General features: G+C 65.2%; 27 protein-coding genes. 14 read left to right on the forward strand and 13 right to left on the reverse strand.

Features of this window, described 5'->3' with window-relative positions; translation table 11 throughout:
* The first annotated feature begins 59 nt into the window (after positions 1-59).
* Positions 60-374: a 30S ribosomal protein S20 gene (rpsT, locus tag QFZ42_RS17810; protein WP_007831346.1), complete on the forward strand. Its 315-nt coding sequence runs from the start codon at positions 60-62 to the stop codon at positions 372-374.
* 131 nt (positions 375-505) lie between these two features.
* Here the strand turns inward: rpsT and QFZ42_RS17815 are convergent, their stop codons facing one another.
* Complete coding sequence (locus tag QFZ42_RS17815) at positions 506-826, reverse strand: DUF3579 domain-containing protein (protein ID WP_307702229.1); 321 nt, start codon at positions 824-826, stop codon at positions 506-508.
* Between the two features lie 161 nt (positions 827-987).
* Here QFZ42_RS17815 and QFZ42_RS17820 point away from each other — a divergent pair, with 161 nt between their 5' ends.
* From QFZ42_RS17820 to QFZ42_RS17855, 8 genes are all read left to right on the forward strand, one after another.
* Positions 988-2,196 (forward strand): aspartate aminotransferase family protein, encoded by a 1,209-nt coding sequence (locus tag QFZ42_RS17820; RefSeq protein WP_307702230.1) that lies wholly within the window; start codon positions 988-990, stop codon positions 2,194-2,196.
* Complete coding sequence (gene argF / locus QFZ42_RS17825; protein ID WP_307702231.1) at positions 2,193-3,128, forward strand: ornithine carbamoyltransferase; 936 nt, start codon at positions 2,193-2,195, stop codon at positions 3,126-3,128. The genes QFZ42_RS17820 and argF overlap by 4 nt, the downstream gene beginning before the upstream one ends.
* A gap of 25 nt (positions 3,129-3,153) precedes the next feature.
* Positions 3,154-3,462, forward strand: a complete 309-nt coding sequence (locus QFZ42_RS17830; protein WP_307702232.1) for a YkgJ family cysteine cluster protein — start codon at positions 3,154-3,156, stop codon at positions 3,460-3,462.
* 74 nt (positions 3,463-3,536) lie between these two features.
* The gene (gene kynB, locus QFZ42_RS17835; protein ID WP_307702233.1) at positions 3,537-4,190 is read left to right on the forward strand and encodes an arylformamidase; all 654 of its coding nucleotides are present in this window, start codon (positions 3,537-3,539) and stop codon (positions 4,188-4,190) included.
* Between the two features lie 9 nt (positions 4,191-4,199).
* Entirely contained in the window at positions 4,200-5,501 is a 1,302-nt protein-coding gene (kynU, locus tag QFZ42_RS17840) for a kynureninase (protein WP_307702234.1), read from the forward strand.
* Between the two features lie 9 nt (positions 5,502-5,510).
* Positions 5,511-5,996, forward strand: coding sequence for a hypothetical protein (locus tag QFZ42_RS17845; protein ID WP_307702235.1), 486 nt, complete (start codon positions 5,511-5,513; stop codon positions 5,994-5,996).
* A gap of 17 nt (positions 5,997-6,013) precedes the next feature.
* Positions 6,014-6,850: a tryptophan 2,3-dioxygenase gene (gene kynA / locus QFZ42_RS17850; protein ID WP_307702236.1), complete on the forward strand. Its 837-nt coding sequence runs from the start codon at positions 6,014-6,016 to the stop codon at positions 6,848-6,850.
* Between the two features lie 83 nt (positions 6,851-6,933).
* Complete coding sequence (locus tag QFZ42_RS17855; protein WP_307702237.1) at positions 6,934-8,184, forward strand: SMI1/KNR4 family protein; 1,251 nt, start codon at positions 6,934-6,936, stop codon at positions 8,182-8,184.
* A 36-nt stretch (positions 8,185-8,220) separates the two neighbouring features.
* Here QFZ42_RS17855 and QFZ42_RS17860 read toward each other — a convergent pair whose 3' ends face one another.
* The 8 genes from QFZ42_RS17860 to QFZ42_RS17895 all read right to left on the reverse strand — a co-directional run bounded on the left by QFZ42_RS17860 (position 8,221) and on the right by QFZ42_RS17895 (position 14,400).
* Complete coding sequence (locus QFZ42_RS17860) at positions 8,221-9,405, reverse strand: FAD-dependent monooxygenase (RefSeq protein WP_307702238.1); 1,185 nt, start codon at positions 9,403-9,405, stop codon at positions 8,221-8,223.
* A gap of 5 nt (positions 9,406-9,410) precedes the next feature.
* Positions 9,411-9,707 carry a DUF6587 family protein gene (locus QFZ42_RS17865; RefSeq protein WP_307702239.1) on the reverse strand — a complete coding sequence of 99 codons (297 nt, stop codon included), beginning with the start codon at positions 9,705-9,707 and terminating at the stop codon, positions 9,411-9,413.
* A gap of 19 nt (positions 9,708-9,726) precedes the next feature.
* On the reverse strand, positions 9,727-11,622 hold the full coding sequence (feoB, locus tag QFZ42_RS17870) for a ferrous iron transporter B (RefSeq protein ID WP_307702240.1): 1,896 nt from the start codon (positions 11,620-11,622) through the stop codon (positions 9,727-9,729).
* Complete coding sequence (locus QFZ42_RS17875) at positions 11,615-11,911, reverse strand: FeoA family protein (RefSeq protein WP_307702241.1); 297 nt, start codon at positions 11,909-11,911, stop codon at positions 11,615-11,617. Before QFZ42_RS17875 ends, feoB begins: the two co-directional genes overlap by 8 nt.
* Positions 11,908-12,363, reverse strand: a complete 456-nt coding sequence (locus QFZ42_RS17880) for a hypothetical protein (RefSeq protein WP_307702242.1) — start codon at positions 12,361-12,363, stop codon at positions 11,908-11,910. Before QFZ42_RS17880 ends, QFZ42_RS17875 begins: the two co-directional genes overlap by 4 nt.
* A gap of 268 nt (positions 12,364-12,631) precedes the next feature.
* Positions 12,632-13,432: a peptidoglycan-binding protein gene (locus QFZ42_RS17885; protein ID WP_307702243.1), complete on the reverse strand. Its 801-nt coding sequence runs from the start codon at positions 13,430-13,432 to the stop codon at positions 12,632-12,634.
* Positions 13,433-13,481: 49 nt separating this feature from the next.
* Complete coding sequence (locus tag QFZ42_RS17890; protein ID WP_307702244.1) at positions 13,482-13,829, reverse strand: lysozyme inhibitor LprI family protein; 348 nt, start codon at positions 13,827-13,829, stop codon at positions 13,482-13,484.
* A 67-nt stretch (positions 13,830-13,896) separates the two neighbouring features.
* Complete coding sequence (locus QFZ42_RS17895) at positions 13,897-14,400, reverse strand: hypothetical protein (protein WP_307702245.1); 504 nt, start codon at positions 14,398-14,400, stop codon at positions 13,897-13,899.
* Here QFZ42_RS17895 and QFZ42_RS17900 point away from each other — a divergent pair.
* From QFZ42_RS17900 to QFZ42_RS17910, 4 genes are all read left to right on the forward strand, one after another.
* Positions 14,399-14,602: a hypothetical protein gene (locus tag QFZ42_RS17900; protein ID WP_307702246.1), complete on the forward strand. Its 204-nt coding sequence runs from the start codon at positions 14,399-14,401 to the stop codon at positions 14,600-14,602. The two genes, QFZ42_RS17895 and QFZ42_RS17900, sit on opposite strands and share 2 nt — an antisense overlap.
* 35 nt (positions 14,603-14,637) lie before the next feature.
* Entirely contained in the window at positions 14,638-15,651 is a 1,014-nt protein-coding gene (locus tag QFZ42_RS17905) for a type IV secretion system protein (protein WP_307702247.1), read from the forward strand.
* Between the two features lie 95 nt (positions 15,652-15,746).
* Positions 15,747-16,154 carry a DUF4189 domain-containing protein gene (locus QFZ42_RS28335; protein WP_373423397.1) on the forward strand — a complete coding sequence of 136 codons (408 nt, stop codon included), beginning with the start codon at positions 15,747-15,749 and terminating at the stop codon, positions 16,152-16,154.
* 5 nt (positions 16,155-16,159) lie between these two features.
* Positions 16,160-16,774, forward strand: coding sequence for a hypothetical protein (locus QFZ42_RS17910; protein ID WP_307702248.1), 615 nt, complete (start codon positions 16,160-16,162; stop codon positions 16,772-16,774).
* Positions 16,775-16,961: 187 nt separating this feature from the next.
* On the opposite strand, the gene QFZ42_RS17915 is transcribed toward QFZ42_RS17910, so the two are convergent.
* From QFZ42_RS17915 to QFZ42_RS17925, 3 genes are all read right to left on the reverse strand, one after another.
* Positions 16,962-17,420 (reverse strand): metallophosphoesterase family protein, encoded by a 459-nt coding sequence (locus QFZ42_RS17915; RefSeq protein WP_307702249.1) that lies wholly within the window; start codon positions 17,418-17,420, stop codon positions 16,962-16,964.
* The gene (locus tag QFZ42_RS17920; RefSeq protein ID WP_307702250.1) at positions 17,417-20,308 is read right to left on the reverse strand and encodes an aconitate hydratase; all 2,892 of its coding nucleotides are present in this window, start codon (positions 20,306-20,308) and stop codon (positions 17,417-17,419) included. Before QFZ42_RS17920 ends, QFZ42_RS17915 begins: the two co-directional genes overlap by 4 nt.
* Positions 20,309-20,470: 162 nt before the next feature.
* The gene (locus QFZ42_RS17925) at positions 20,471-20,884 is read right to left on the reverse strand and encodes a hypothetical protein (protein WP_307702251.1); all 414 of its coding nucleotides are present in this window, start codon (positions 20,882-20,884) and stop codon (positions 20,471-20,473) included.
* A gap of 132 nt (positions 20,885-21,016) precedes the next feature.
* Between QFZ42_RS17925 and QFZ42_RS17930 the strand changes: the two genes are divergently transcribed.
* A complete protein-coding gene (locus tag QFZ42_RS17930) occupies positions 21,017-21,877 on the forward strand; it encodes a helix-turn-helix domain-containing protein (RefSeq protein ID WP_307702252.1) in 861 nt (286 codons plus the stop codon).
* A 113-nt stretch (positions 21,878-21,990) separates the two neighbouring features.
* Here QFZ42_RS17930 and QFZ42_RS17935 read toward each other — a convergent pair whose 3' ends face one another.
* The gene (locus QFZ42_RS17935; RefSeq protein WP_307702253.1) at positions 21,991-24,585 is read right to left on the reverse strand and encodes a bifunctional aconitate hydratase 2/2-methylisocitrate dehydratase; all 2,595 of its coding nucleotides are present in this window, start codon (positions 24,583-24,585) and stop codon (positions 21,991-21,993) included.
* Between the last annotated feature and the right edge of the window lie 35 nt (positions 24,586-24,620).

Here is a 24,620-nt window from a genome sequence, read left to right on the forward strand (position 1 = left end):
GCCCGGCCTATAATGGAGGGCTTTGCTGCATCATCCTCAGACACCTAAGGAACTAAATCATGGCATCCGCCAAGCCCAAGAAAAAGAACCCGCGCCTCGCCTCCGGCCGTAAGCGCGTCCGCCAGGACACCAAGCTCAACGCTGCGAACACCTCGCTGCGCTCCAAATACCGCACCGCCGTGAAGAATGTCGAAAAGGCCGTTCTGGCCGGCGACAAGACCAAGGCAAGCGAACTGTTCGCGAAGGCCCAGAGCATCGTCGACACCGTCGCCGACAAGGGCATCTTCCACAAGAACAAGGCAGCTCGCGACAAGAGCCGCCTGTCGGCGAAGGTCAAGGCCCTCGCCCTCGCGCCTGAAAAGGCAGCCGCCTGACACCTGTCAGGCAAGCCCGGATCGGAATTCTCCGGTCCGCCGTTTGATCGGGGTGCGCTGCAGCAAAGTGTAAAAAACCGCCTTCGGGCGGTTTTTTCATGGGCGCTCGCTTTGTGGAGCGGCTCAGGCGTTCAGGTCTTCGGCGGAACGTCGGGAACCAGGCAGGCTTCGGCCACCTGCAGATCGTTGTCGCGCGCGAAGTTGACGCAGAAGTCCCAGGCCATGGGTTCGGCGTCGCGCAAGGCGCGGTTCACGACCACGCACTTGACGCCGTTGATGGTGGTGGGAACGCACCACGGCGAATAGCTCAGGTGGCTGCCGGGATACGCGCCTCCCGGACGAAAAGAACACATCACGCCGGCCAGCCGCTCGGCCCAGTCGCTCGGGCGAAAAGTCCGGCCATCCTGGGTGATGCCCTGGATGAAGATTTCTTTGGCAGTGGGGGAAATCATCGTGGAAAAAGGCGCCCGGAAGCAGGTGCTGCGGTGCAGCAAGAGATTCTATCCGCGGCACTTTGTCCCTCGGCCGAAGGGCATTGCTGTAATGCGGAATCCTCAATGAAGCCGTCCGACCGGACGCCTAGAATCCGCGGTTCCCTATCTGGAGAACCCGAATGAGCGCTACCGCCCAGCCCACCTCGCCCCACGTCATGAACACCTACGGTCGCCTGCCGATCGCGCTGTCGCACGGCCAGGGCTGCCGAGTCTGGGACACCGCGGGCAAGGCTTATCTGGACGGCCTCGGCGGCATTGCCGTGAACACGCTGGGCCACAACCACCCCGAGCTGGTGCCCGCGCTGCAGGACCAGATCAGCAAGCTGATCCACAGCTCCAACTACTACCACGTGCCCGGCCAGGAGCAGCTGGCCACCAAGTTGACCGAGATTTCGGGCCTGACCAACGCATTCTTCTGCTGCACCGGCCTCGAAGCCAACGAAGCCGCCTTGAAGCTCGCGCGCAAGTTCGGCCACGACAAGGGCATCGAACGGCCGGAAATCGTGGTGTACGAAGCCGCGTTCCACGGCCGCAGCATCGCCACGCTGTCGGCCACCGGCAACCCGAAGGTGCAGGCCGGCTTCGGTCCGCTGGTCGAGGGCTTCATCCGCGTGCCGCTGAACGACATCGAGGCGCTCAAGAAGGCCACCGAAGGCAACCCCAACGTGGTGGCCGTGTTCTTCGAGACCATCCAGGGCGAAGGCGGCATCAACCCGATGCGCGTGGATTACCTGAAGCAGGTGCGCGCCCTCTGCGACGAGCGCGACTGGCTCATGATGATCGACGAGGTGCAATGCGGCATGGGCCGCACCGGCAAGTGGTTTGCGCACCAGTGGGCCGGTATCAAGCCCGACGTGATGCCGCTGGCCAAGGGCCTGGGCTCGGGCGTGCCGATCGGCGCGGTGGTGGCGGGCCCCAAGGCCGCCAACATCTTCGGCCCGGGCAACCACGGCACCACTTTCGGCGGCAATCCGCTCGCGATGCGCGCCGGCATCGAGACCATCCGCATCATGGAAGAGCACAAGCTGCTCGAAAACGCCGCAACGGTCGGCGAACACCTGAAGGCTGCGCTCGAACGCGAAATCGGCGGCCTCGCCGGCGTGAAGGAAATCCGCGGACAGGGCCTGATGCTCGGCATCGAGCTCGACCGGCCCTGCGGTGTCATCTTGAACCGCGCCTGCGATGCCGGCCTGCTGCTGAGCGTGACGGCCGACAAGGTGATTCGCCTGGTGCCGCCGCTCATCCTGAGCATTGCCGAGGCCGACGAAATCGTCGCGATCCTCGCGCCCCTGGTGAAAACCTTTTTGTCGGAGCCCGCAGCGCAATGACGACCGCCGCCACGCCCAACGCCATCCGCCACTACCTGCAGTTCTCGGACCTCACGGCCGACGAATACGCCTACCTCTTCGATCGCATGGCGATCATCAAGAAGAAGTTCAAGACCTACGAAAAGCACCAGCCGCTGACCGACCGCACGCTGGCCATGATTTTCGAGAAGGCCAGCACGCGCACGCGCGTGAGCTTCGAGGCGGGCATGTACCAGCTCGGCGGCAGCGTGGTGCACCTGACCACCGGCGACAGCCAGCTCGGCCGCGCCGAGCCCATCGAGGACAGCGCCAAGGTCATCAGCCGCATGGTCGACCTCGTGATGATCCGCACCTACGAGCAGACCAAGATCGACACCTTTGCCGCGCATTCGCGCGTGCCGGTGATCAACGGGCTGACCAACGAGTTTCATCCCTGCCAGATCCTTGCGGACATCTTCACCTACATCGAGCACCGCGGTTCGATCCAGGGGAAGACCATTGCCTGGGTGGGCGACGGCAACAACATGGCCAACACCTGGCTGCAGGCGGCCGAGATCCTGGGCTTTACCGTGCACGTGAGCACGCCCAGCGGCTACGAGGTCGACCAGTCGATCGCGGGCATCCGCTCGGGCGACAGCTACAAGGTCTTCAAGGACCCGATGGAGGCCTGCCGCGGCGCCGACCTCGTCACCACCGACGTCTGGACCAGCATGGGCTACGAGTCCGAGAACGAGGCCCGCCGCAAGGCCTTTGCCGACTGGTGCGTCGACGAGGACATGATGCGCGTCGCCCAGCCCGATGCCCTCTTCATGCACTGCCTGCCCGCGCACCGCGGCGAGGAAGTGCAGGCCGAGGTCATCGACGGCTCGCAGTCGGTGGTGTGGGACGAGGCCGAGAACCGGCTGCATGCGCAAAAGGCGCTGATGGAGTTCTTGCTGCTCGGCAAACTCTGAGCACTGAAGAAGAAGGCGCAGCCGCGTGTCCCCTTGCCAGCAATGCGGCGCCTGCTGCGCCAGCTACCGCGTCGACTTCAGCGTGCATGAACTCGACGAGAACGGCGGCAAGGTGCCGTCCGGCCTCGCGGTCGAAGTGAACGATGCGCTCTGCCGCATGCGCGGCACGGACCACACCCCAATGCGCTGCGCGGCGCTGACCGGCAAGATCGGCCACTCGGTCGAGTGCGGCATCTACGAGTGGCGGCCCAACCCGTGCCATGAGCTCCAGGCCGGCAGCGATGCCTGCGAGCGGGCACGCGCAAGGCACGGGCTGCCAGCCCTGTCTTCCTGAATCGATCATCTCGTCACGCCGTGTGTTGGAAATAACCGACACCACGACCCCTCACCCGGCGCTAACTTTGCGTCATGCGTTCATTGCAAGCTCCACCCCGCCTCTGGGACATCTCGCCGCCGGTGCATGAAGGCGCGCCGGTGTTCCCCGGCGACACGCCCTACCAGCAGCGCTGGGCCGCGACCATCTCGCCGGACTGCCCGGTGAACGTCAGCGAGATCAAGCTGTCGCCCCATGTCGGCGCACATGCCGATGCCCCGCTGCACTACGACCCGGAAGGCCAGACCATCGGCCTTGTCGACCTTGCGCCCTTCATCGGCCCCTGCCGTGTGGTTCACGCCATCGCCAAGGGCCCGCTGATCGAGTGGGAGCACATCGCACATGCGGTCACGAGCGACCTGCCGCCCCGCGTGCTGGTGCGGACCTACGCCACCATGCCCGTCGGCCACTGGGACCCGCAACTCGCGGCCTATGCACCCGCCACCGTCGAGCGCCTGGCAGCCATGGGCGTGAAGCTCATCGGCATCGACACCGCCAGCATCGACCCGGCCGACAGCAAGACGCTGGAAAGCCATCAGCGCATCCGCCGCCTCGACCTGCGCGTGCTCGAGAACCTCGTGCTCGACGACGTGCCCGAAGGCGACTACGAACTCATTGCGCTGCCGCTCAAGCTGGTCAGCGCCGATGCCTCCCCGGTTCGCGCCGTGCTGCGCGAACTTTCACGCTGAACCCGCCCCATGACGACCCTTGAAGACTGCCGCGCGCTCGACGCGCAAGACTCGCTGCGCGCACTGCGCGATCAATTCACCTTGCCGCAAGGCGTGATCTACCTCGACGGCAACTCGCTCGGCGTACTGCCCAAGGCCGCACCTGCGCGCATTGCCGAAGTGGTCGCAGAGGAATGGGGCCAGGGCCTGATCCGCTCGTGGAACACGGCCAGCTGGTTCGACCTGCCGCAGCGCCTCGGCGACAAGGTGGCCCAGCTGATCGGCGCGGCACCCGGCGAAGTGGTGTGCACCGACAGCACCTCGGTGAACCTCTACAAGGCGCTCTTCGCGGCGCTCTCGCAACAGAAGGACAGCGGCCGCAAGCTGGTGGTGAGCGAGCGCAGCAACTTCCCGACCGACCTCTACATCGCCGAATCCCTGTGCCGCGAGCGCGGCTTCACGCTCAAGCTGATCGACGCAGACGAGCTGCCCGCGGTGCTGACCGACGAAGTGGCCGTGCTGATGCTCACGCACGTCAACTACCGCACCGGTGCCATGCACGACATGAAGGCCATCACCGCCGCCGCGCATGCCGCCGGCGCGCTCACGGTGTGGGACCTCGCGCACAGCGCGGGCGCCGTGCCGGTTGCACTGAACGACAGCAATGCCGACTACGCCGTCGGGTGCGGCTACAAGTACCTGAACGGCGGGCCCGGTGCGCCGGCCTTCGTGTGGGTCCATACGCGGCATGCGGGCAAGTTCGAGCAGCCGCTGTCGGGCTGGTGGGGGCACGCGGCGCCCTTCGAGTTCACGCCGCACTACCGGCCCGCGCCGGGCGTGGGACGCTACCTCTGCGGCACGCAGCCAATCATTGCGCTGGCAGGGCTCGAATGCGGGTTGGACACGGTGCTCGCGGCCGAAGCCTTCGACCGCGACCAAGGCGCAATGGCCGCGCTGCGCGCCAAGTCGCTCGCGCTCACCGACCTCTTCATCCAGCTGGTCGAAGCGCGCTGCGCAGGCCAGGGCCTCTCGCTCGTCACGCCACGCGAACATGCGCGCCGGGGCTCTCAGGTGTGCCTAAGCCGTCAGAATCTGGAAGAGCCGCAAAGCGGCTCAGGCGCCTACGCCATCGTACAGGCGCTGATTGCGCGCGGCGTGATCGGCGACTACCGCGCCGGCGATTCGCAGATGCCCGATATCCTGCGCTTCGGCTTCACGCCGCTGTACCTTGGCTTCGAGGACGTGTGGAACTCGGTCGAACACCTGGTGCAGGTGCTCGAGTCGGCCGAGTGGAAGCGCGAAGAATTCAACCGCAAGAACGCAGTCACCTGAGCAACAGCAATGAAAAAATTATTGATCGCCATCTTTTCCTCACTCCTGATGCTGGCCGCACCGGCCTCCGCACAGCAGCCGAGCTTCACGCTGGACCAGCTCAAGGCTTTCATCGCCCTGACGCCCGATGCATTTCGCCAGCAAATCAAGGCCCAAGGTTTCTCCTATGCCGACAAGACCGTGACCAGCGAGGTCAGCATGATCGAATACGAAAAGGTGGTCGACGACCATACGATCCGCTTCATGAAGTCCACCTACGCGGAAAGCCGCGCTGGCGAGAACAACGTCCAGCTGTCGCTGACCGACAAGGCCGCCTTCGAGCGCCTGGTCAAGGAGGTGCGCGCTGCGGGCTACGCGCCGGCTGAAAAGGGCCGCATCCCGGGCGGCGAGACGTACCAGGACTTCAAGCGCAAGAACGAGGTCGTGCGTTTCGTCTATCCCAGGAAGGAGGAAGGCATGGGCCTCGCCTCCTATACCGCCGTGGTCTGGCGGTGATCAGGCCGGCAAGCATCATGAGCACCGAAAAAATCGTCCAGGAAGAAAAGGCGCAGCTGGATTTCAGCGCGTCGATGAGCTACGGCGACTACCTGCATCTCGACGAAATCCTCAACGCACAGCATCCGCTCTCGCCCGCGCACGACGAAATGCTGTTCATCGTGCAGCACCAGACCAGCGAGCTCTGGATGAAGCTCATGCTGCACGAACTGCGCGCCGCCACCAGCTGCATTGCGCAGGAAAAACTGGCCGATGCCTTCAAGATGCTCGCGCGCGTGAGCCGCATCATGGAACAGCTGGTGAGCGCATGGACCGTGCTCTCGACCATGACGCCGCCCGAATACACGGCCATGCGCCCCTACCTGGCCAACTCGAGCGGCTTTCAAAGCGCGCAATACCGCTGCATCGAGTTCGCGCTCGGCAACAAGAACGCCGCCATGCTCAAACCGCATGCGCACCGCGCCGATCTGCTGGCGCAAGTCGATGCGGCCTACCGGTCGCCTTCGCTCTATGACGAGTCGCTGAAGCTGCTCGCGCGCCATGGACTGCCGGTGCCCGCCGACCATCTGGAGCGCGACTGGACGCAGCCTTATGAAGCCAGCGACGGCGTCGAGGCGGCGTGGCTCACGGTCTATCGAAACCCGCACGACCACTGGGACCTGTATCAACTCGGCGAGAAGCTCACCGACCTCGAAGACGCTTTCCGGCTCTGGCGCTTTCGCCATGTGACCACGGTCGAGCGCGTGATCGGCTTCAAGCGCGGCACCGGCGGCACAGGCGGCGTGAGCTACCTGCGCAAGATGCTCGACGTGGTGCTGTTCCCCGAAATCTGGAGGCTGCGCACCGACCTGTGATGCAGCCTGCGTCCGCCGCACGCCATGCAAGCGCTTGCCCCATTGGCCCAAAGCGCTACATTGGCAGCAACGGAGGCACTGCCATGAACGATGACCAGTTTTCGCTCGAAGAGCTTGCCACCCTGCGCGAGCATGGTGTGGTCCTGTTTGCGGACCGCGTGATCTTCGATGCGCAACCGCCGATGCCCGCGCAGCAGATCGCCGCGGTTCAGGTGCTGTGCACGGGGCCGATCCCCGCGCCGCTGGTCGAACTGTGGCGGCAAACGGCGGGCGGCCGACTCGACTACGACCTGTCGCTGCCGATGAACGGCAACGTGGAATCGGTCAGCTGGACGGAGCTGTTCTGGCACGGCAGCGACGGCTATCGCGACCTGCAGGGTTGGATCGCGCATGAGCAGGAGCTGGCCCAGGAAGCCGCCGAAGCCGCAGGCCGCCCCTGGAGCGGCAAGCTCACGCACCTGCCTTTCGGTGGTTTCGAGTACCTCGATCGCGTCTATGCGGTGGTCGAGCCCGGTCCCGAGCACGGCCACATCACTGCCTGGAAACATGGACTGCCGCCGGCCTGGACGCATGCGCTGCACGAAGACGGTGTGAGCACCATCGCGCCCGACCTGTATGGCGCCTTCGGCGCCCTGCACCTCGACGAAGACCCCCTGGCCCCCACGGGCGACTATTTCTCGGGCCAGACGCTGCTCGAGTACCTAGACGACAGGCACCAGGACCATGGCCTGGATCTCGACCTGATGGACAAGCTCGTGACCTTCTATCGCCGCGCCGTGATCGACTGGCGCACGCCGCTCGCGGACGGAACGCTACGCCGGCTGCCGACCGCCGCGCGCGCCGCGCTGCACCACGCCGTGGCCACCGACGATGCGGATCTGGTGGCTGAACTCGCGGCCGCGGGCGTGAGCTTCGAAGGTCCGCAGCAAGGCAGCGCACTGGCGACCGATGTCGCCATCGGCAACGGCGCCTTCGCCGCGGCCATGGCGCTGGTGCGCGCGGGCGCCCCCGTGGCACGCGACGCCTTGCGCAACATCGACGGCCAGATCTCGCCCGAGCTGACGAACGCGCTGCTCGCCAACGCCGCGGAGCCCAGCGTGGCGGCCATCGTCAAATGCGCGGCTTGCGGTGCGCCCGCCAGCGCACACCTGATCGCCGATGCATGCACGCAGGCGGGCATCGACGTGCCGCCCGCATTCGTGGCCGAACGCGATGCCATGCTGGCCGAACTCGAGACCACGCTGCGCGAGGTGCGCGACGGCTCTCACGGCCACTATCTCGGCGCCGAGGGCCTGGCCGAGCGCATCGAGCACCTGCAGACATTCAGGCTCTGAGAGGCCTCTGCTGCAGAGCGGCTCTCCGCCGACAGCTCAGCCGCCGTACAGCCAGCGCTGGTCCAGCAGCCGTGCGCCCAGCGTGCGCATGGCCAGGTCGCGACCCAGGCGCGCCGCGCCCGTCGCATGAAAGACCCGACCATTGCGGCGGGCCCTCGCCTGCACGAGGGCGTTGCGTTGCCAACGCGCCTCGGCATAGTGGGCAAATGCGGCGGGCACCTCGGCCGCACCGCCTTTGCCGAGCGCTTCGGCCAAAGCCGTCGCGTCCTCGATCGCCATGCCTGCGCCCTGCGCAAGATAAGGCACCATCGGATGCGCGGCGTCGCCCACCAGCGCCACGCGCCCGTGAGCCATCTCTGCGGCGGACGCGAGCGGCGGACGGTCGCTCAGCGTCCAGGCGCGCCAGCCAGGTACGGCTTCGAGCAAGGCCTGTACACCGCTTCCGCTGCGGCCCGTGGCCTTCTGCAGCGCGTCGAGGCTGCTGGCCTGGTCCCAGTCGCGCGCATCTCCCGCCGGGGCCGACTCCGCGATCACCACCACGTTGAGCCAATCGCCACCGCGCACTGGGTAGGCCACCACGTGCAGGCGCGGCCCGAGCCAGACATCGACCCGCTGGCGGCGCAGAGCCTGCGGCAACGCCGCCTGCGCCGCCAGGCCGCGCCACGCGGTATGGCCTGTGATGCGGGGCGGCTCGGCGGCCGAGGGCACTTCGAGCTGCTGGCGCGCCACGCTCCAGAGGCCATCGGCGCAGACCAGCGCCTCGCCCTCCCAGGCGCGCGCCCCGCTGCTCGATACGCACACGAGATCGTCGCTGGTCTCGACCTGCGCAATGCGCGCATCGGTCACCAGCGTGCCCGTGCCTTGCGCCCGCACGGCTTCGAGCAGCAATGAATGCAGGTCGGCACGGTGCACGCACAGATAAGGAGCGCCGTAGCGCTGGCGCATGGCATCGCCCAGCGGCAGGCGGGCCAGTTCGCTGCCGCTGCCGGCACTTCGCACCACCAGTGCTTCAGGGCACGCGGCAATGGCCTCCAGGCCTTCGGCGAGGCCCAGTTGATGGAGGCGCCGGGTGACGTTGGGGCCGATCTGAATGCCGGCGCCGATTTCGCCGAACGCGGCCGCCTGTTCGAAGACGTCGACCCGGTGATGGCCGCGGGACAGCGCCAATGCGGTCGCGAGCCCCCCGATGCCGCCCCCGACGACGAGGATGTGTGCGGGCATCGGCCTCAGCGGCCGCGCGTGGACAGCTCGCCGCGGCCCGCTTGTTCAGTGTCTTTCTTGTCGGTGGCCTTGGGGCCGCAACTGCCGCAGCTGTCGCAAGAGCCGCAGCCCGAGGTCTTGGCGAGCGAAGCCGCCAATTGGTCGGCGCGTTCCTGGTCGACAAGGCCCGCACGGTGCGTGCCGGCCGCGAGCTTGTGCGCGGCGCTGCGGCGCCAGCCCGCGGGCATCCAGCGCCAGACCGCGTAGAACGCGGCGGCGGCGACGATCAATCCGACGATCAGTTGCTGTGCCATATCTTCCATAAACCTTTCATTGCAGGTTTTAACCTGCTCCGAGCGCCACGGCAACGCGGTAGGTGATGAAGCATGCGGCATAGGCGAGTGCGAACAGGTAGCCCGCCATGATCCACACGTACTTCCACGAGCCGGTTTCGCGCTTCACGGCCGCCAGGGTCGAGATGCACTGCGGCGCAAACACGTACCAGACCAAGAGCGACAGCGCCGTCGCCAGCGACCAGCTGCCCGCGATCAGCGGCTCGAGCTGGCCCGCCACGTCGTCGCCGCTGGCCGAGAGTGCGTACACCGTGCCGAGCGCGCCCACCGCCACCTCGCGCGCCGCCATGCCCGGCACCAGCGCGATGGAGATCTGCCAGTTGAAGCCGATGGGCGCAAAAATGTGCTCGAGGCCACGTCCGATCATGCCGGCCAGGCTGTATTGGATGGCCGACCCCGTGGCGCCCTCCGGCGGCGACGGAAACGTCGACAGGAACCACAGCAGGATGGTGAGCGTGAGGATGATCGTGCCCACGCGCTGAATGAAAATCCATGCGCGCTCGTAGAGGCCCAGCGCCAGGTTTCGCAGGTTGGGCCAGCGGTACGCCGGCAGCTCCATCATCAGCGGCGAGTGCTGCTTGCTGTCGCGAAAGCGCTTCATCACCCAGGCCACCGCCATCGCCGAGACGATGCCGAACACATACAGGGCGAACAGCACCACGCCCTGCAGGTTGAACACGCCGCCCACGGTGCGCGCCGGAATGAAGGCCGCGATCAGCAGCGCATACACCGGCAGGCGCGCCGAACAGGTCATGAGCGGCGCAATCATGATGGTGGTGATGCGGTCGCGCCAGTTGCTGATGGTGCGCGTGGCCATCACGCCGGGAATGGCGCAAGCAAAGCTCGACAGCAGCGGAATGAAGGAACGGCCCGAAAGCCCCACGGTGCCCATCACGCGGTCGAGCAGGAACGCGGCACGCGGCAGGTAACCCGAGTCTTCCAGCGCCAGGATGAACAGGAACAGGATCAGGATCTGCGGCAGGAACACGACCACGCCGCCCACGCCGGCAATGACGCCGTCGACCAGCAGGCTCTGCAGCATGCCTTCGGGCATGCGGGTCTTGAGCAACCCGCCAAGGCCTTCGGTGCCGGCCTTGATGGCGTCCATCGGCACGTTGGCCCAGCTGAACACGGCCTGGAACATCAGGAACATCGTGACCGCGAGCACCAGCATGCCCCACACAGGGTGCATCACGACGCGGTCGATGCGGTCGCTGGTGGCCAGGCTTCCGACCGGCTCGCGCACGGCCATGCCGAGGATGCGGCGCACTTCGCGCTGCGTGGCCAGCACGTCGTCGAGCCCCGGCGCCTGCCAGGGCCGCGGCGCGGCGGCGGCCACGGGCGCATCGAGGGCCTCGAGCAGGCCCTGTGCGCCGCCTGAGTGCACGCCGACGGTCTCTATGACCGGCACGCCGAGTTCGCGCGAGAGCACGGCCGTGTCGACCGCAATGCCCTGCTTCTTCGCCATGTCGGTCATGTTGAGCGCCACCACCATCGGCAGGCCGAGGCGCTTGGCCTCGAGCACGAGCCGCAGGTTGAGCCGCAGGTTGGTGGCGTCGGTCACGCACACCAGCAGGTCGGGCAATGGCTCGCTGCTCTTGCCGGTGACCACGTCGCGCGTCACGGCCTCGTCGGCACTGAGCGCGTTGAGGCTGTAGGCGCCCGGCAGGTCGAGCACGAACACGCGGCGGCCCGAGGCCGTGCGGAGCGTGCCTTCTTTGCGCTCGACCGTGACGCCGGCGTAGTTGGCTACTTTCTGGCGGCTGCCGGTGAGCAGATTGAAGAGCGCGGTCTTGCCGCAATTCGGATTGCCGAGCAGCGCGACGCGCGCCGGCTGCGCTGTGGGTGCGAGGCGGCCGGGACCCTGGATGACGGCTTCAACCATGGTTGGCGGCTCCCGGCGTGACTTGGATGAGCGCGGCTTCATGGCGGCGCAGTGCAAACGTGGTGTGGCCCAGCCGCACCGCCAACGGTTCGCGCCCTGGAAGGCCGCTGGCGACGATGCGCACGGCCTCGCCCGGCACGAAGCCGATTTCGGTCAGGCGCAGTGCCAACTCTTGCCCCTCGGAGTCAGCCGACCGTACGACATCCACGACCGTGGCCCATCGATGGCTGGGCAGTTCGTCCAGACGAATAGAGACAGCGGCAGCGGCTGCGGGAAAAGGAGTGGTCATGCGGGTTGTAGCTCGGTCTTCTCAGCAATGAGAACTATTATCATTGAAACAGCCTGACCCTGGTCTAGACCGGCCATCTCCGCCCGCTTGATATCGAGGAGCGGCGCCCCTGAGAGTTTCCGAACCGACCGCATCTGCGAGGACGAGGAACCCACGCGCTCCGCAAAGAAGCCAGCGCTCTCCGAAGTGTTAACGATGTGCAGCCTGATTGCGGGCGATTCGTGCACTCCTGCACAGCACTGAACTGGCGCGGCCGCTTGAGTTTCGTGAGTGGCTTTCTCGTCACCGATTGCCGTGATGAACGCACGAGTCTCCGCGCGGCGTACCTGCCACGCGTCCTGGAGAGTTTGCACCCTGACAATCTTGTCCTGCGCGTGGGCGGCAAGGGCTGTCACGAAAACACTGAAAAGGACTCCGAGAGCGATGCTCGTGATGTGCGTTTTTGATTTCACTTCAAATTTCCTTGGGTTCAAATAATCTGAGCGATATCGTCGCTTGAGCGCCGTCCATGGCCGCCATGACCACCGCGATACTGACCAGGTTCGCGTCAGCACGCCGCCCGTCAGTGCCCGCAGCGACTGCACCACTGCGACCAGCGCGCGCGTGCGTGTCCCGACTCGTGCAATCCACCTATCGAGCGGGTTGCTTGCAATCAAATTGCTGGCTTGTGTCGCACTTGCACATAGGCATTTCCGGTGATTTGTCCTGTGAATCCCGGACTCAGCGAGACATGGCCGGAGCCTCTTGCGTCTGGACAGGCTGATTCACCTGCTCCGAGCGTCGGCTCTGCTGCTGGGCATGCACCTCGGCCGAGGCCTGTGAACTCTGCGCCAGCGGCGTGTTCAGCGCCTCCACCGTGTCCACAGAAACCACCTTCGACAGCCCGCTTCCGAGCTTGCCCTGTACGGCAATGATCTTGTCGCCGCTGGTGCCGCCCAACACCAAATGGTCGATGCACTGCATGCCGGCACATTGCACCTTCAGCGCCACGTGGCCTGCAGCGTTGTCGGTCTGGTGATCCGAGTTGCGCCCGTACTTGGCATCGATCGCCTGCATGCCGGCCTGGGCCTGCTTGAACAGCGTGTTGCCGGGATGGGCGGCGTCGGTGATCTGCGACGGTCCCCAGCGCTTCGGGTCATTACTCTGCTCGGTCGTCGGTGCTGCCTGCCTCTGAACTCCTCGCTCTTTGAGCGTAGCGTCGATCGCCTTCAGAGTGGTGGAATCTGCAGTGCCGGTTTCCTTGAGATGGTGCTCGTGCTGAAAGGCCTTGAGCGCCCCGCGCGTGTTGCGACCCATGTGGCCATCGGTCGCGAGAGGAGTCTTGTCAGGATTGGTATAGCCCAACTGCCCGAGCTTGGTTTGAACTTCGCCGATGGAAGCCCGCTTGTGCGCGTGACCGCCATGATGGACGAGCTTGCCATCCGCCAAACTCAGCAGATCCGCCTTCTCGCTCTCGGCACGCTTCTTCACAGAAGCCTGTACGGCTGCCGATGCTGATGTCGGTGTTGTTTCGCCTGCCATGTGATTCTCCCTGTTGATATCTGAAAACTGAAATCGACCACGAAACGGTTTACTGCTTGAGTCGCTCTATAGACGAGCGGTTTTCCAATGTGGCCGCCTGCTTGGCGGTTTCCAGAGTGGAGCAATCGAAGGACGAAAGAGCGTCGGCTTGTCCAGCGTCAGGGTCGGGCGCGCAGTGGGATTTGCGATAGGCAAGCCAGATTCTTTCGTCGGCGCGCAATTTGCCCCGCTTGTCTTTGTCAAGCAGAGCCAACAATTTCTTATAGGCTGCGTTCAGACGCTTGTCTTGATAAGCATGCTCAACCTTCATGCAACTTTGCATAGCCAACTCCGCGGGAGACGTGATCCCCGCCGTGTAGGCATCCAAAAGAACTTGTTTTTGTCGGTCGTTGGACATGATTTTTCTCCCTGTTACGGTTCCACTCGATCGGAGGAACTCCGTGCATGTTGTTTGAGACGCGCTGCTACTTCAATTTCACCTGCGGCAGTGAAGCCGGATCGAAGTCGTTGAACCTGATGACCCCCAGAGTTCTTGCCGAGAGACTGATCTTCTTCTTGCGTCCGGTTGCCGTATCGCGGACGCCGCGCACGGCCTTCTGCAAGATCCAGTCATTGATGTTGGGCGCGTACTCAAAGTGGAATTCATTCCACCAACGCTCTCTGGAGCCGCCTTCCGTAACCACAGTAAAGCGCCCTGGCGCTACACGTGAATAGCTGTAGGGATCCCCCGCAACGCCTCCGCATCGGGCGCATGGAACGATCTTGTCGTTCTGGGCCAGCGTTCGCAGTTGCCCTTGCGCATCACGCGCCAGCAGCAGCAGCGTGCGCGGGTGGCCTTCTCCCGCATTCGAATCCGAATCGCCGGCAGAACGCTCGAGGACGACCAGCGCCGCGACGCCTCCCTGATCACTGAGATCGCCAATCTGGACATCCAGCAATTTGGAGCCATCGGCGGACAGAATCTTCATGTCGTCTTTGGTGAGTGGCTGGAGGTTACTTGTGCCCTTCGGCAACCTGGCCGCCGGTGCCGAGCCGCTGGGCTGCATGGGCGATGTGCTCGACTCTGCCGCCAAGCCTGGCGCGGTGATGGCCGACATGACCACCTGGGTGAGCACCAAGTTCTTGTCGATGGCCGAGACGGGCGATTCTTTCTCGCCGGTGACCATGTAGTTGACTTCCTTGAGCAGACCGTTCGTGAAGATCGAATGAGCGCCATCGCACTGCTCGTGCTGACGCTCATCGTTCTCACCAAGGGCTTTCGCATCCTCACCGGCCGCTCCCAGGAGTCCCTCATGGGCATGGTGCTGGAGATGAGCCGCAACGCGCTCATCGTGATAGCGGCCAGCACCATGGCGATGGGCAACATCCCGCTCAAGCAACTGCTGCTGACGGACTTGCCCAACGGCATCAACCACCTGGTCACGGGCGACGACGATTCGCCCGAGAAGTCCATCGACAAGAACCTGGCCTACACCGCGGTGATCATGGGCGCCATGGATGGGGCCCAGGGCCTGAACGCCGGCATCAGCGCCGAGAACGTAGCCTCGGCCGGTCGCGCTTCGCTGATCGCCGTGCTCGGGGCGGCCGGCCCGCCCATGACGGCCGGGGCGATGCTGCTGATGTACACCTTCGCCATCACCTTGTTCGTGGGGCTGGGGCCCATCTTCATCCTGTGCCTGCTGCACGACAGCACCAAGCAGCTGTTTCATGGGTGGCTCAAGTACGGGCTGGCGACCATGTTCAGCCTGGCGGTGCTCAGTTTCATGACCTCGGTGATCATGGAGATGATGTTCAAGGTGGCGGGGGCGCTGTGGTCGGCCGGCGCCATCAACGGCTTGCTGCGACTGGGCGACGGCGGCGCGGGGCTGACCAGCCAGGCGATGCAGCAAGGCGGCATTGGGCTGTTGATGACGGTGCTGCTGGTGACCGCGCCGCCGATGGCAGCGAGTTTCTTCGGGGCGACGATCGGGCAGTTCTCCAGCGTGTCGCAGGTGGCGGGCGGGGGCGGGGCGCAGGCCAATGCTTCTGGACAACCGGGGCAAGCGGGGTATCAGCCGGCAGTTGGAACGCCCCCCGAACGAGGGGGTGAGGCGCCTTCTGCTAGCAACCGTTTACCCCCTTCTCGCGCCTCGACAGAGCCCCCGCGCGATGAGGTCAGGACTGCGTCCGTTCCTCCACTACCTCCATCGAAGGCACTCAAGGTCAATGGGGAAGCATGATGAGCACACCATCGCTAATACGCAGCTTGACGGGGCTGCTGCTGGGCGTGCTTGTGAGCTTCGCGGCACATGCGCAGTGCGCACCGGGCACCACGATGTACTACTCCCCGACGAACGCATATTGCGGGCCTGACCCAAACTATCGCGCGCCGCAACAAACTCCACAGCGGCCCGCTGAGGTTTGGCAGGATCGGTATGGGGCGATCTATCTAGATTGGACCCAGGGAGCGCTAGGAACCTCCTCGAACATGGCGAGCCGCCCTGCCGCCGAGACCGCGGCCTTGGCTGATTGCAAAGCCAGAGGTGGGGTTGGATGTAAGCAACTAAATTCCTATAGAAATAGTTGTGCGGCTTTCTCGGCGGCGGATGCCGGGTATGCATCTGCAAGCGACAGAACCCTTGATGCGGCCAAACAAGCATCAATGGAGGAATGCAAGAACAAGGGCAACACCAAGTGCCACGTCTACTACACCGATTGCAGCCAACCGGTTCGGATTCAATAGCCATCATGAAGCGACTTATCGCAGTGCTCGCCGTTTTTCTTGCAATCACCACCGCCGCTTTCGGCCAGGCGAAGCACGCCAGCGCGCTGCGCGACTTTGATGCTCGTTTGACTGCCGCCGCGAAGGGCGAACTAACGCCCATAGAGACCATGGAACTGTTTCAGGTCTTCTACATTCCCAAGGAGTTGCAGCAAAAGCCGCCGCGTTTCGACGCAATGCTTCGAATCATTGCCGCGCAGGCCACGATCGGTTGGTACGACGCGTTGCGCTTCGCAGACGACAGTGGCCGGGCCGAGATCTCGAACAACGAGGCCTTTTTCACGCTCGCCTTCGATAGGAGCACTCGGGACTTTGTCCGGTTCATGAAGGAGCAGCCTGATCAGACCGCCGCAGCGGTCAAGGCTGGCATCCAAGATGCCCGCGACAAGATCGCGGCCAAGCGCATCAACCACGACCCGACCTGGCCAGCCTCCTATGGCATGTTGCGCATGCAGTGCACGATGAAGAGCGCCAAGACCTGCGAGGGACCCACGCCACGCCCCGCTGGCGAATGGCCTGCGCTGCTCGACCAAGCCGCCCAGCGGGTCAGCACCGTCTACCAGGCCGCCAAAGGCGAGTAAATGGCACGTGCTCCGTTACCGTCGATGCCATGGTTATTAGATCACCCCTGCGGCCGCATCAGCAGCCGATCGCGTACCAATGCCAAGCTAGGTGCTCGATTCTCAATCGCAGGAGCCTGACCAAGACCTTTTGACCACGCAGGCTCTGCCCGTTCTCGCAAAAGTCCCGGCCTTTCGCGGCGCTTGCTCAAGCCAGTTCGACAATCCGCGCCGTAACCGCATCGCCCACCACGATGAGCTCGGCGACAGCGATCGGCAATTTGAATCGGCGCGGGCCCGCACTGCCCGGGTTGACGTAAAGGACGCCACCACGCTCCTCGATCTTCGGCCTGTGGGAGTGGCCCGACACCACGACACGAACCTTGGGGCCGGCAGGATCGATATCGATCTGCGACAGGTCGTGCACTGCGTAGATCAGCACATCGCAAACCTGCAGGAACGCGGTTTCGGGAATGTCGGCGGCCCAAGGTTCACGGTCGTTGTTGCCTCGAACGACCGTCAACGGTCCGATGGCCCGCAGCGTCTCGAGGATGGCCGCATCGCCGATGTCCCCGCCATGCACGATGAAGTCGCATCCTTGCAGGGCTGCAACAGCCTGCGGCCGTAGAAGGCCGTGGGTATCGGAAATAAGTCCGACGCGAATCAAGCTGCCAGCAACTGCCGCAGCACGAACGGCAGGATGCCGCCGTGCTTGTAGTAGTCGACCTCGATCGGCGTGTCGATGCGCAGGCGCACCGTCACTTCCTGGTGCGTGCCGTCGGCGCGGTGCACGACGAGCTTCACGTCCATCTGCGGCTTGAGTTCGCCGCCGATGACGACGTCGATCTTTTCTTCGCCCGTGAGGCCCAGCGTCTGCCACGAATCGGCACCGCGGAACTGCAGCGGCAGCACGCCCATGCCGACGAGATTGGCGCGGTGGATGCGCTCGAAGCTGCGCGCCACCACGGCCTTGATGCCCAGCAACTGAGTGCCCTTGGCGGCCCAGTCGCGCGACGAGCCGGTGCCGTATTCCTCGCCGCCGAAGACCACGGTCGGGATGCCCTGCTCCATATACTTCATGGCGGCGTCGTAGATGAACATCTTCTGCGGCGCGCTTTGTGCGCCTTCGGATGCAGCGGGCTGGAACAGCGTCACGCCGCCCTCTTCCTGCGTGCCGTTGATGTCGGGCGGAATCATCAGGTTCTTGATGCGCACGTTGGCGAAGGTGCCGCGCATCATCACGTCGTGGTTGCCGCGCCGCGAGCCGTAGCTGTTGAAGTCGGCCTTGGCCACTCCATGCGCCTTGAGCCAGATGCCCGCTGGCGAGCTCTCCTTGATCGAGCCGGCGGGCGAGATGTGGTCGGTGGTGATCGAGTCGCCGAAGAGCGCCATGATCCGCGCGCCCTTGAAGCCCGCATCCGACGCATGCGGCTCCATCTTGAAGCCTTGGAAGAACGGCGGCTCGGCGATGTAGGTCGACTCGGGCCAGTCGTAGACCTGGCCCGTGGTGCCCTTGATGCTGCTCCAGAACTTGCCGGGGTCGGTCTTGACCTTGTCGTAGTTCTCGCGGAACGACTTGGCGTTCATCGCATGGCGCAAGTTGTCGTCGATCTCCTTTGGCGTGGGCCAGATGTCGCCCAGGTACACGTCCTTGCCGTTCTTGCCCTTGCCGACCGGCTCGGTCATGAGGTCGACCATCACATTGCCCGCAATCGCAAAGGCCACCACCAGTGGGGGCGAAGCCAGGAAGTTGGCCTTCAGGTTCGGATGAATGCGCGCCTCGAAGTTGCGGTTGCCCGAAAGCACGGCCGCGCCGACCAAGTCGTTCTTGATGATGGCGTCGTTGATCTCGGGCGTGAGGTCGCCCGCATTGCCGATGCAGGTGGTGCAGCCGTAGCCGGCCAGGTAGAAGCCGAGCTTCTCGAGGTACGGCAGCAGGCCGGCCTTCTCGAGATATTCGGTGACGATGCGCGAACCGGGCGCCAGAGAAGTCTTGACGTGCGGCTTGACCGTGAGGCCCGCCTCCACTGCCTTCTTGGCCAGCAGGCCGGCCGCAAGCATCACGCTCGGGTTGGAGGTGTTGGTGCACGAAGTGATGGCCGCAATCAGCACGTCGCCGTTGCCGATGGTCACACCGCTCTTGGGCGCCGCAGGCGCCGTGGCGTTCACATGAGCTGCGGCCTTGGTCGACCGGTTCGCCACCATCTCGACCACTTCGCGCGGCGCACCGGGCGGCGGCGGTGCGGCCTCGTTGTCGTTGCCCTGGCCGCTCGTGGTCAGCGGATAGCGCAGCTTCAGCCGCTCGACGGGCTGGTTGAAGCCGTTGGCGTCGTTGGGCTTGCTGAAGAGTTCGGAGAACTTGGTCGATAGATGGCCCAAGTCGATGCGGTCTTGCGGCCGCTTCGGGCCCGCGAGGCTCGGCGACACGGTGCCGAGGTCGAGCTTGACGATCTTGGTGTAGTCGATGTCGCCCGGCGCCGGCATGCCGAACAGGCCTTGCGCCTTGTAGTAGGCCTCGAAGCGCTCCACTTCCTCCCTGGTGCGGCCGGTGCCTTCGAAGTACGCCACGGTGGCTTCGTCGACCGGGAAGAAGCCCATGGTGGCGCCGTACTCGGGCGCCATGTTCCCGATCGTCGCACGGTCCGGCACGCCGATCGAAGCAGCGCCGGGGCCGAAGAATTCGACGAACTTGCCCACCACTTTTTCGGCCCGCAGGATGGCCGTGACGTACAGCACCAGGTCGGTGGCCGTGACGCCTTCGCGCAGCTTGCCGGTGAGTTCGAAGCCCACCACGTCGGGCGTCAGCATGTACACCGGCTGGCCAAGCATGGCGGCCTCGGCCTCGATGCCGCCCACGCCCCAGCCGACCACGCCCACGCCGTTGATCATGGTGGTGTGGCTGTCGGTGCCGACCAGCGAGTCGGGGTAGTACACCGGCACCTCTGCGTTGTCGCTCGAGCTCTTGTAGACGCCGCGCGCAAAGTACTCAAGGTTGACCTGGTGCACGATGCCGAAGCCGGGCGGCACGACACGGAAGGTGTCGAAGGCCTGCATGCCCCACTTCATGAACTGGTAGCGCTCGTTGTTGCGCTGGAACTCCAGCTTCATGTTGAGGTCGAGCGCCTTGGGCGTGCCGTAGTAGTCGACCATCACCGAGTGGTCGACCACCAGGTCCACCGGCACCAGCGGCTCGATGGTCTTGGGCGACTTGCCGAGCTTGGCGGCCACGCTGCGCATGGCGGCCAGGTCGGCCAGGAGCGGCACGCCGGTGAAGTCCTGCAGCACCACGCGGGTCACGACGAAAGGAATTTCGTCGACGCGGTCTGCATTGGGCGCCCAGTGGGCCAGTTCTTCGACATGCTTGGGCAAGACCTTCTGTCCGTCGCAGTTGCGCAGCACCGACTCGAGCACGATGCGAATCGATACCGGCAGCCGGTTCACGGAGGGATATTGCTTGGCCAGCTCCTTCAGGGACCAGTATTTGCCGGCTGCGCCGGACGGGGTCTTGAAGGTCTTGAGGGTGGACGCAAAGGCGTGCGCCGGTGCTTTGGCCATTGAGGAACTCCTGTTGGTTCGATCTGTTCGTGGAAGCACCTCAAAGATAGCAGGGATCGATGTCAGTTGTTGTAGTCGGTCTTCCCCGCAATGCCCTCGAGGCGCCACCTTCCTCATGGCCGGAAATGCCGGGTAAACAGGTGCCGCCGGCATCTGCTGCGCTCAGGCCAGGGCCATCTTCGCGCCGCCGCGGGTGCGGCGCAGCCCCGTCCATTGCAGCTCGGCCAGCACCACCACGCACAGCGCCTGTGCCAGCACCCAGGCCATGCCCAATGCGGTGACCGCGAACATGCCGCTCATCAGCAGTGCCACGCACGCCACGGCCCAGCCGAAGTTGCCGGCCACCACGAGCCCGATGAGCGTGCGGGGCGGCGTGCGGCGCGTAGCCATGAAGGCTGCAGCCGCCGCGTAGGCCAGCAGGAATACGCCTGTCCCCATGAGCAGCGGCGCCGGCAGGCCAGTCAGCCGCGCCAGCGCGTCGGTGAACGCCACTTGCAATGCGCCGGTCGCGGCGCAGGAAGCAGCGTCGGCCCACATGACATTGGGGAGGAAACGGGGGGATGCAAAAACGGACATGAGAATCTCCTTCGGGTGGTACGCCGCAAGCCTGTCCTGCCGCGTTGAGGCCAATGATTCCGGAGGGCACGCATACCGTCGATAACCTGGGAGGTCATGGCGCGCCGACGCCGCCACGCCAGAATGCGGGCCATGAATACGCCCCGCACCCACTCGTCCAAGGCCGGCCAGCCCGGCGCCCGCGACCCGTTCGGCGCGCACCTGCGGCACTGGCGCACCCATCGCCGGCTGAGCCAGCTCGATCTCGCGCAGGAGGCCGAGGTTTCGACGCGCCACCTGAGCTATGTGGAAACCGGCCGCGCCGCACCCAGCCGCGAAATGGTGCTGCGACTGGCGGAGCGGCTCGAAGTGCCGCTGCGCGAGCGCAATGCGCTGCTGGTCGCCGCCGGCTTCGCGCCGATGTACCGGCAGCGCTCGCTCGACGACCCCGCCCTGGCTTCGGCACGCCGCGCGGTGGACCTGGTGCTGAAGGGCCACGAGCCGTTTCCCGCCCTGGCGGTCGACCGCCACTGGAACCTCGTGGCGCACAACGCGTTGGTGCCGCTGCTGATGGCCGGCGCGGCGCCGGAGCTGGTGCAGGCCCCGGTCAACGTGCTGCGCCTGAGCCTGCATCCCGACGGCCTCGCCTCGCGCATCGCCAATCTTGCGCAATGGCGCGCCCACCTGCTCGATCGGCTGCAGCAGCAGATCGCCGCGACCGGCGACACGGTGCTGCAGGCGCTGCACGACGAACTCGAGGACTACCCCACGCCCCAGGTGAGCCATGACGCGCCCGCCGCGAACACGGAACTGTCGGGCGTCGTGGTGCCCTTTCAGCTGGTCACGCCGAACGGCGTGCTGAGCTTCATCAGCACCACCACCATCTTCGGCACGCCGGTGGATGTCACGCTGCAGGAACTGGCGGTGGAGTCGTTCTTTCCGGCCGATGCGCAGACGGCTGCGGCGCTGACTGCCCTGGCGGCGCAGCCGGCCCGACGGACCGGCAATACCTGAAACCCAACCCGCCGCCGCGTTGATGCAGCAGCCATAGCAGCAGCCCGCGAACGCCGCGCGTAAAAAAGCCCCGCCGAAGCGGGGCTCGTTTTCAAGCGCAAGCTGCGCGCGGATCAGGCTGCGACTGCGGCAGGCGCGACGGCTTCGGTCTTGTAGTCGTCGATCTTGTCGAAGTTCAGGTACTGGTAGATCTGCGCGCTCGACGCATCGAGCACGCCCGTCGCGGCCATGTACTCCTCGCGCGTCGGAATGCGGCCCAGGCGCGAGCAGATGGCGGCCAGTTCGGCCGAGCCCAGGTACACGTTGGTGTTCTTGCCCAGGCGGTTCGGGAAGTTGCGGGTGCTGGTCGACATCACCGTGGCGCCTTCGCGCACCTGCGCCTGGTTGCCCATGCACAGCGAGCAGCCCGGCATCTCGGTGCGCGCACCGGCATTGCCGAACACGCCGTAGTGGCCTTCTTCGGTGAGCTGCTGGGCATCCATCTTGGTGGGCGGCGCGATCCACAGCTTGACCGGGATGTCGCGCTTGCCTTCGAGCAGCTTCGACGCGGCGCGGAAGTGGCCGATGTTGGTCATGCACGAGCCGATGAACACTTCGTCGATCACGGCACCGGCCACGTCGCTGAGCGTCTTCACGTCGTCAGGGTCGTTCGGGCAGGCCACGATGGGTTCGTGGATCTCGGCCAGGTCGATTTCGATGACGGCGGCGTAGTCGGCGTCGGCATCGCCCTTGAGCAATTGCGGGTCCTTGAGCCAGGCTTCCTGCGCGGCGATGCGGCGTGCCAGCGTGCGGGCATCGGCATAGCCTTCGGCAATCATCCACTTCATCAGCGTGATGTTGCTGTTGATGTACTCGATGATCGGTTCCTTGTTCAGGTGCACCGTGCAGCCGGCCGCCGAGCGTTCGGCCGAAGCGTCGCTCAGTTCGAAGGCTTGCTCCACCTTCAGGTCGGGCAGGCCTTCGATTTCGAGGATACGGCCCGAGAAGATGTTCTTCTTGCCCTGCTTGGCCACCGTCAGCAGACCCGACTTGATGGCGTACAGCGGAATGGCGTTGACCAGGTCGCGCAGCGTCACGCCGGGCTGCATCTTGCCCTTGAAGCGCACGAGCACCGACTCGGGCATGTCCAGCGGCATCACGCCGGTGGCCGCGGCGAAAGCCACGAGGCCGGAGCCGGCCGGGAAGCTGATGCCGATGGGGAAACGGGTGTGGCTGTCGCCGCCGGTGCCGACGGTGTCGGGCGTCAGCAGGCGGTTGAGCCAGCTGTGGATGACGCCGTCGCCGGGGCGCAGCGACACGCCGCCGCGATTGGCCATGAACTCGGGCAGTTCATGGTGCATCTTGACGTCGACCTTCTTCGGGTACGCCGCCGTGTGACAGAACGACTGCATCACGAGGTCGGCCGAGAAGCCCAGGCAAGCCAGGTCCTTCAGCTCGTCGCGCGTCATCGGGCCTGTGGTGTCCTGCGAGCCGACCGAGGTCATCTTGGGTTCGCAGTAGGTGCCGGGGCGAACGCCGGTGCCTTCGGGCAGGCCGCAGGCGCGGCCGACCATCTTCTGCGCGAGCGAGAAGCCCTTCTTGGTGTCGACCGGGCTGGTCGGCAGGCGGAACAGCGTCGACACGGGCAGGCCCAGTGCTTCGCGCGCCTTGGCCGTGAGGCCGCGGCCGATGATCAGCGGAATGCGGCCGCCGGCGCGCACTTCGTCGAACAGCACGTCGCTCTTGACGGTGAATTCGGCGATGACCTTGCCGTCCTTCAGCGCCTTGCCTTCGTAGGGGCGCAGTTCGACCACGTCGCCCATGTTCATCTGCGCCACGTCGAGTTCGATCGGCAGTGCGCCCGAGTCTTCCATGGTGTTGTAGAAGATCGGGGCGATCTTGCCGCCGAGGCAGACGCCGCCGAAACGCTTGTTGGGCACGAAGGGAATGTCTTCGCCGGTGAACCACAGCACCGAGTTGGTGGCGCTCTTGCGCGAGGAACCGGTGCCGACCACGTCGCCGGCATAGGCCACGAGGTGGCCGCGCGCGCGCAGGTCTTCGATGAACTTCACCGGGCCGCGCTTGCCGTCTTCTTCAGGAACGATGCCGGGGCGGGCGTTCTTGTGCATCGCCAGGGCGTGCATCGGAATGTCGGGACGTGTGGTGGCGTCGGGTGCGGGGGAGAGATCGTCGGTGTTGATTTCACCGGCCACCTTGAAGATGCTGACCGTGATGCTTTGCGGCACTTCGGGACGGCTGGTGAACCATTCGGCATCGGCCCAGCTTTGCAGCACGCCCTTGGCGTGGGCGTTGCCCTTGTCGGCCTTTTCCTTGACGTCGTGGAACTGGTCGAACATCAACAGGGTTTTCTTCAGGCCTTCGGCCGCCACGGCGCCGACCTCGGCGTCGTCGAGCAGGTCGATCATCGGGCTGATGTTGTAGCCGCCGAGCATGGTGCCGAGCAATTCGGTGGCACGGGCGCGCGTAATGAACGCGTTCTTCTCGGTACCGTGGGCCACGGCCGCCAGGTAGCTCGCCTTGACCTTGGCCGCGTCGTCGACGCCGGCGGGCACGCGATAGGTGAGCAGATCGAGCAGGAAGGCACCGTCCTTGGCATTCGCGCTCTTGAGGAGCTCGATGGCTTCGGCGGTTTGCTTCGCGCTCAATGGCAGCGGCGGAATACCGAGCGCGGCGCGTTCGGCAACATGGTCAACGTAGGCTTGCAACATCTTCTTTTCTCCGGAAACTGGGGCTGGCGGGCGTG

The sequence above is a fragment of the Variovorax paradoxus genome, assembly GCF_030815855.1.
In the GTDB taxonomy this organism is placed as follows: Bacteria; Pseudomonadota; Gammaproteobacteria; order Burkholderiales; family Burkholderiaceae_C; genus Variovorax; species Variovorax paradoxus_M.

What these genes read in the sequence shown, in the direction of transcription:
- rpsT (WP_007831346.1), top strand. Translation starts at nt 60, where the DNA reads ATGGCATCCGCCAAGCCCAAGAAAAAGAACCCGCGCCTCGCCTCCGGC.
- QFZ42_RS17815 (WP_307702229.1), bottom strand. Translation starts at nt 826, where the DNA reads ATGATTTCCCCCACTGCCAAAGAAATCTTCATCCAGGGCATCACCCAG.
- QFZ42_RS17820 (WP_307702230.1), top strand. Translation starts at nt 988, where the DNA reads ATGAGCGCTACCGCCCAGCCCACCTCGCCCCACGTCATGAACACCTAC.
- argF (WP_307702231.1), top strand. Translation starts at nt 2,193, where the DNA reads ATGACGACCGCCGCCACGCCCAACGCCATCCGCCACTACCTGCAGTTC.
- kynB (WP_307702233.1), top strand. Translation starts at nt 3,537, where the DNA reads ATGCGTTCATTGCAAGCTCCACCCCGCCTCTGGGACATCTCGCCGCCG.
- kynU (WP_307702234.1), top strand. Translation starts at nt 4,200, where the DNA reads ATGACGACCCTTGAAGACTGCCGCGCGCTCGACGCGCAAGACTCGCTG.
- QFZ42_RS17845 (WP_307702235.1), top strand. Translation starts at nt 5,511, where the DNA reads ATGAAAAAATTATTGATCGCCATCTTTTCCTCACTCCTGATGCTGGCC.
- kynA (WP_307702236.1), top strand. Translation starts at nt 6,014, where the DNA reads ATGAGCACCGAAAAAATCGTCCAGGAAGAAAAGGCGCAGCTGGATTTC.
- QFZ42_RS17855 (WP_307702237.1), top strand. Translation starts at nt 6,934, where the DNA reads ATGAACGATGACCAGTTTTCGCTCGAAGAGCTTGCCACCCTGCGCGAG.
- QFZ42_RS17860 (WP_307702238.1), bottom strand. Translation starts at nt 9,405, where the DNA reads ATGCCCGCACACATCCTCGTCGTCGGGGGCGGCATCGGGGGGCTCGCG.
- QFZ42_RS17865 (WP_307702239.1), bottom strand. Translation starts at nt 9,707, where the DNA reads ATGGAAGATATGGCACAGCAACTGATCGTCGGATTGATCGTCGCCGCC.
- feoB (WP_307702240.1), bottom strand. Translation starts at nt 11,622, where the DNA reads ATGGTTGAAGCCGTCATCCAGGGTCCCGGCCGCCTCGCACCCACAGCG.
- QFZ42_RS17875 (WP_307702241.1), bottom strand. Translation starts at nt 11,911, where the DNA reads ATGACCACTCCTTTTCCCGCAGCCGCTGCCGCTGTCTCTATTCGTCTG.
- QFZ42_RS17885 (WP_307702243.1), bottom strand. Translation starts at nt 13,432, where the DNA reads ATGGCAGGCGAAACAACACCGACATCAGCATCGGCAGCCGTACAGGCT.
- QFZ42_RS17890 (WP_307702244.1), bottom strand. Translation starts at nt 13,829, where the DNA reads ATGTCCAACGACCGACAAAAACAAGTTCTTTTGGATGCCTACACGGCG.
- QFZ42_RS17900 (WP_307702246.1), top strand. Translation starts at nt 14,399, where the DNA reads ATGTCGTCTTTGGTGAGTGGCTGGAGGTTACTTGTGCCCTTCGGCAAC.
- QFZ42_RS17895 (WP_307702245.1), bottom strand. Translation starts at nt 14,400, where the DNA reads ATGAAGATTCTGTCCGCCGATGGCTCCAAATTGCTGGATGTCCAGATT.
- QFZ42_RS17905 (WP_307702247.1), top strand. Translation starts at nt 14,638, where the DNA reads ATGAGCGCCATCGCACTGCTCGTGCTGACGCTCATCGTTCTCACCAAG.
- QFZ42_RS28335 (WP_373423397.1), top strand. Translation starts at nt 15,747, where the DNA reads ATGTACTACTCCCCGACGAACGCATATTGCGGGCCTGACCCAAACTAT.
- QFZ42_RS17910 (WP_307702248.1), top strand. Translation starts at nt 16,160, where the DNA reads ATGAAGCGACTTATCGCAGTGCTCGCCGTTTTTCTTGCAATCACCACC.
- QFZ42_RS17920 (WP_307702250.1), bottom strand. Translation starts at nt 20,308, where the DNA reads ATGGCCAAAGCACCGGCGCACGCCTTTGCGTCCACCCTCAAGACCTTC.
- QFZ42_RS17925 (WP_307702251.1), bottom strand. Translation starts at nt 20,884, where the DNA reads ATGTCCGTTTTTGCATCCCCCCGTTTCCTCCCCAATGTCATGTGGGCC.
- QFZ42_RS17930 (WP_307702252.1), top strand. Translation starts at nt 21,017, where the DNA reads ATGAATACGCCCCGCACCCACTCGTCCAAGGCCGGCCAGCCCGGCGCC.
- QFZ42_RS17935 (WP_307702253.1), bottom strand. Translation starts at nt 24,585, where the DNA reads ATGTTGCAAGCCTACGTTGACCATGTTGCCGAACGCGCCGCGCTCGGT.